We start from the raw sequence: 4,875 nt of genomic DNA on the forward strand, positions 1-4,875 counted from the left end.
CCGCTGCGAATGGCGTTTATCGCGGATTCCTTAAGGACGACCGGACCCCGCCCGAGGTCTATCATGCCGTCCCGCGCAGCCCCACGGTTCGGGCCGACCATACCATTACTGCCTACAACGCAAGGAGAGCCAATCCGATGAAACCTCACCCTGGTCGCGCCGCGCGAACCCTGCTGTTCGCCCTCGCCGCGACCGTTGTCCTCGGCAGCCTGCCGACCGGACCGGCCTGGTCCGCCTCGGCCAGGGAGATCGATATCAAGGTCGAAGCGGCGCTGGAGCGATTTCACCGCCAGGTGTCCGGCGATGGAAGCGTTCCAGCACCAGCGGCGTGGAGGCGCGGTTGCGCACCGTCACCGGGGTGACGGCGCGGTGGGAGATGAAGGGAAGATTCTCGACGTTGAGGCGGGCGGCGGTCTTGCTGAAGTAGCACAGCTCGCCCTGGCGGGTGTCACGGCCGAACCAGCTGTGGGCAGCGGGGAGGAGGGGCTGGTCTACCACCGGTTTGGAGTCGCTTTCTAGGAGCACCTGGACCCACACGGGAACGCCGGCGAAGAAGGTCACGCGCTGCCCGGGAGGCACGTGGAGCGGAATCCGGGGCCGGGTGACCACCGGCAGATCGGCCATCGCCGGCTGCACGGTGACGGTATCGGAGGTGCGTTCGTAGATCAGGCGCCAGGTGGAGTCTTTGGTCCGCGGTGTCACCTCGGTGATGGGGCCGGCTTCGGACAGGCCGGTCTCGTCCTCGGCTCCCTGACCGAGGACGATGCACCATTCCTGGGAAGAGTGCTGGATCCACAGCCGGGCTACTCCCAGGGTCCACTGGCGCTGGTGGTCCAACGGGATCGTGGTCGTTCCCCACCAGGGGGTCGAAGAAGTTTCGGAGGGGGGAGGGGAGGCCGTTCGGGCGCGGCGGCGAGACATCACGGCCCGATCATAACCGACGAGGCAGCCGGACTGAAACGTCGCGGTAAGCTCGGCCCGCTTCGACAGCGCGGGGTCGCCTGTGTTAGAAAACGCTGTTTCCTCGCCCCAGCCCCGGCCCGGCGAAGATGGTTGCATCGGCGCTTGGGCGAAAGGGTGTTTGGGCCGAAGCCAGTCCGATTTTACGCATCCCAGTGGGTGCTGTTGCCAGGAGATGGGGGATCATGAGACGACCGCATATCGAACGCCTGCACATCGGGGACATGGAGTTGCCGCGGGATTTCGCTCAGCTCTACGAGCTGGCCTACAACCTGTGGTGGAGCTGGAGCCCCCGGGCCAAGGCCCTCTTCGCCTCCATCGACAACCAGTCCTGGTCCCGCTACCGCAACCCGGTGCAGATGTTGATCAATGTGGAGCCCCACCGTTGGGACGCGCTGCTCGACAATGAGCCCTTCCGCTCCGAGTACCGCGAGGTGGTGCAGGAGTTTCGCGCCTATTTGGAGGATCAGGAGGACACCTGGTTCCACCGTCACCATCCGGACGATGAGGACGAGCTCATCGCCTACTTCTCCATGGAGTACGGCCTGCACCACTCCCTGGCGCTGTACTCCGGCGGCCTTGGAGTGCTCTCCGGAGATCATTGCAAGAGCGCCAGCGACCTCGGCTTGCCCTTCGTCGCCGTCGGCTTGCTCTATCGCCACGGCTACTTCAACCAGACCATCGACGCCACCGGGCTGCAGCAGCACACCTATCCCGAGTACGACTTCAGCCGGCTGCCGCTGCGGCCGGCCTCCAACCATCTGGGGCGGGAGCTGCGAGTGAGCGTGCCGCTGCCGGGGCGGGACATCCAGGCCAAGGTTTGGGTGGCTCAGGTGGGGCGGGTGCCGGTCTTGCTGCTGGACACCGACGTGCGGGAGAACGATCCCGCCGACCGGCCCATCACCGACATCCTCTATGTGCGCGGCCGGGAGATGCGGCTGGTTCAGGAGATCGTCCTGGGTATCGGCGGCGTGCGTGCGCTGCGGGCCCTGGATCTCGAGCCCACCGTCTGGCATCTGAACGAGGGCCACTGCGCGCTGCTCCAGCTCGAGCGGCTGCGGGAGATCATGCAGGGCCGGGGTTCTGGGGCGGACTCGGAGGCTGGCAAGTCCTACGAGGAGGCTCTAGAGGAGATCAAGAAGGACGCGGTCTTCACCACCCACACTCCGGTGCCCGCCGGCAACGAGCAATTCGACGCCGGGTTGGCGCTGCGCTATCTCGAACCCTGGAGCCCGATCCTGGGGCGCACGCCGGAGCAGCTGTTGGCGCTGGGGGCGGCCTATCCGGACCAGCAGGGGCAGAATCTCAATCTCACCGCCTTCAGCATCCGCACCACCCGCCACACCAACGGCGTCAGCCAGCTCAACGGCGAGGTGGCGGATCGCATGTGGCACCATCTCTTCCCGAATCTCAACGAGGGAGAGCGGGCGATCACCGGCATCACCAACGGCATCCACAGCCCGACCTGGATCGGCAATGAGGTGCGGGAGCTCTTCCAGCGGCATCTGGGGAGCCACTGGCAGGAGCTGCTCTTGGTGCCGGAGGCTTGGGAGCGGCTGTACTCCGTGGACGATGCCGAGGTGTGGAAAGCGCATCAGCTGCAGAAGGAGCGCCTGGGCCGCTTCACCCGATCCCGGCTGCGGGAGCAATTCGCCCGCCACGGCCACTCGCCGGACGAGCTGCGGGCGGTGGACAACCTCTTCGATCCCAAGGTGCTGACCATCGGCTTCGCCCGCCGCTTCGCCACCTACAAGCGCGCCAATCTCATCTTCAGTGACCTCGAGCATCTACGCCGGCTGGTGGCGGACCAAGACCGGCCACTGCAGATCCTCTTCGCCGGCAAGGCCCATCCGGCGGACAAGCCGGGACAGGAGCTGATCCAGCGCATTTTCGAGCTCAGCCGCACCGACAAGCTGCTGGGCCGGGTCTTCTTCATCGAGAATTACGACATGCGAGTGGGGGCCATGTTGGTGCAGGGAGTGGACGTGTGGCTGAACAACCCGCGGCGGCCGCTGGAAGCCAGCGGCACCAGCGGTCAGAAGGCCTCCCTCAACGGTGCCCTCAATTTCAGCGTGCTGGACGGCTGGTGGCCGGAGGGCTACGACGGTCAGAACGGCTGGTCCATCGGCTCGGAGGAGACCTACGAGTCGGAGCAGGAACAGGATCGGGCGGATGTGGAGAGCTTCTACCGTACCCTGGAAGAAGAGATCGCGCCGCTCTACTACGACCGTGATCACCGCGGCATTTCCGTCGGGTGGGTGCAGCGCATGAAGCGCGCCATCGCCACCGTGTCGCCGGTCTTCTCCAGCGACCGCATGGTGCGGGACTACGTCGAAGAGGCTTATCTGCCGCGGCAGCGCTAGCTGGCGGAGAGCTTGAGGCCGAAAGCGCGGGGGCTCAGCTGCCCCCGGCCTTCCACTCGCTGATCTGGGTGCGCAAGTATTCCATGTCGCTGCGCGCCTCTCCGGAGGTTTCGAGGTCCGTGGTGCCGTATTCCAGAGCTCGCACCGCCGCCTGCACCGCTTCCGGATAGCGTCCGGTACGGGCCAGCAGGCGCGCCTTCAGCGACCAGGTCCAGTACACCTGGCTCTCCTGCGCCGCTCGGGCGGCGAGGTCCAGGGCCTGGTCCGGGTTGATCCCTTCTTTGTAGAAATAATACGCCCAGCTCCAGGCCAGGCGGGTGTCGTTGGGGCGGCGGCTGGTCTGTCGCCGCGCCTCCTCCCGCGCCAGCCGCGAGGTGTCGAAACGTACCTCGAAGGGCACTGCCAGCCCGGCCCAGCGAAGCTCGAGACTCACCGTGTCCGCCGTCACTTCAGGGACGACGAAGGTCAGGCGCTCGTCCGGCGGTACCTTCCGGGGCTCTGCCGAGACCCGCAACACGTCCTGCTGCGGCCGGTATTCAAAGGAGCCCCATTGATCGGTGTTGCGGTTGAGGATGAGGGTCCAGCGTCGCTTTCCCGGGATGGTGAAGAGGGCGTAGGTGCCGGCCTCGACCTTCTCTCCCTGAAAGGTTCCGGCGTGGCTGAGGGTGAGGGTGGTGGCCTCGTTGGCACCGGTGCGCCAGACTTGATCCCAGGGCACCAGCTCGCCCCAGACGGTGCGCCCGCGCGTGGCGGGGCGGCTGTAGCGAAGCTTCACCTCGGAAACTCCCACCCGCTGGCTGATGGAGGCCTCGGGGCTGATTCGCGGCGGACCCCCGGAACCCGCTGTCGCCGGTAGGGGCGTCAGACAGAGTGCTGCTAGCGACAGGGTGAGGAGTGTCCATGGCCACCGCCGGCCCCCGCGGGGGGGCGACGGAGAGAGGATCATCGACGATTGACTACTCATGAAATCCGGCTCCTAGAGACCGGCCGGGTCCGGCGGACGGGCCGGGGTTAGCGGCCGGTCTCGCCGCTTGATACGCAGCGGGGAACGGAAGGTTCCCGAGCCCGCCACGGTGCTGCTCCGCGGGGCGCCGGGATAGGGGCCGGCGGAGGGAGGCATCATGAATCGGTGCGGTCCATGTGCACATCCATCTGCGGGAAGGGAATGCCGATGCCGGCCTCGTCGAGGGCGACCTTGACCTGCCGCACGGTAGCCTCCCGCACCGTCCAGAAATCCGCAGTGGTGCTCCAGACACGGACGGACCAATCGATGGAGGAGCCGCCGAGCTCCTGCAGCACCACCTGCGGCGAAGGGTCCTCCAGCCGTCCCGGAACCGCTTCGGCGGCGGCCATCAGGACTTCCCGGGTGTGGTCCAGGTCGGCGCTGTAGTCGGTACCCACGGAGATATCGACGCGGCGGGTGGGGTGGTAGGTCTTGTTCTCGATGACGTTGTCGAAGACCTCGCTGTTGGGCACGATGAAGCGGCGGTTGTCCGGGGTGTCGATGATCGAGGTGAAGAGGGAGATCTCCTCCACCTTGCCGGTGATCCCG

At 66.5% G+C, this 4,875-nt stretch carries 4 protein-coding genes; 1 reads left to right on the forward strand and 3 read right to left on the reverse strand.

The genetic code is table 11. The features are described 5' to 3' along the window. Window positions 1-255: 255 nt before the first annotated feature. Entirely contained in the window at window positions 256-837 is a 582-nt protein-coding gene (locus SX243_25115; protein ID MDY7096270.1) for a hypothetical protein, read from the reverse strand. Window positions 838-1,145: 308 nt separating this feature from the next. Here SX243_25115 and glgP point away from each other — a divergent pair, with 308 nt between their 5' ends. Then, a complete protein-coding gene (glgP, locus tag SX243_25120) occupies window positions 1,146-3,323 on the forward strand; it encodes an alpha-glucan family phosphorylase (protein MDY7096271.1) in 2,178 nt (725 codons plus the stop codon). Between the two features lie 34 nt (window positions 3,324-3,357). Here glgP and SX243_25125 read toward each other — a convergent pair whose 3' ends face one another. Further along, the gene (locus SX243_25125; protein MDY7096272.1) at window positions 3,358-4,287 is read right to left on the reverse strand and encodes a DUF2911 domain-containing protein; all 930 of its coding nucleotides are present in this window, start codon (window positions 4,285-4,287) and stop codon (window positions 3,358-3,360) included. A gap of 155 nt (window positions 4,288-4,442) precedes the next feature. Next, on the reverse strand, window positions 4,443-4,875 hold a 433-nt coding region (locus tag SX243_25130), incomplete at its 5' end, for a mechanosensitive ion channel family protein (protein ID MDY7096273.1).

Source organism: Acidobacteriota bacterium, assembly GCA_034211275.1.
Classification (GTDB): domain Bacteria; phylum Acidobacteriota; class Thermoanaerobaculia; order Multivoradales; family JAHZIX01; genus JAGQSE01.

Coding starts and splice junctions, on each gene's coding strand:
- glgP (MDY7096271.1), top strand. CDS start 1,146: ATGAGACGACCGCATATCGAACGCCTGCACATCGGGGACATGGAGTTG.
- SX243_25125 (MDY7096272.1), bottom strand. CDS start 4,287: ATGAGTAGTCAATCGTCGATGATCCTCTCTCCGTCGCCCCCCCGCGGG.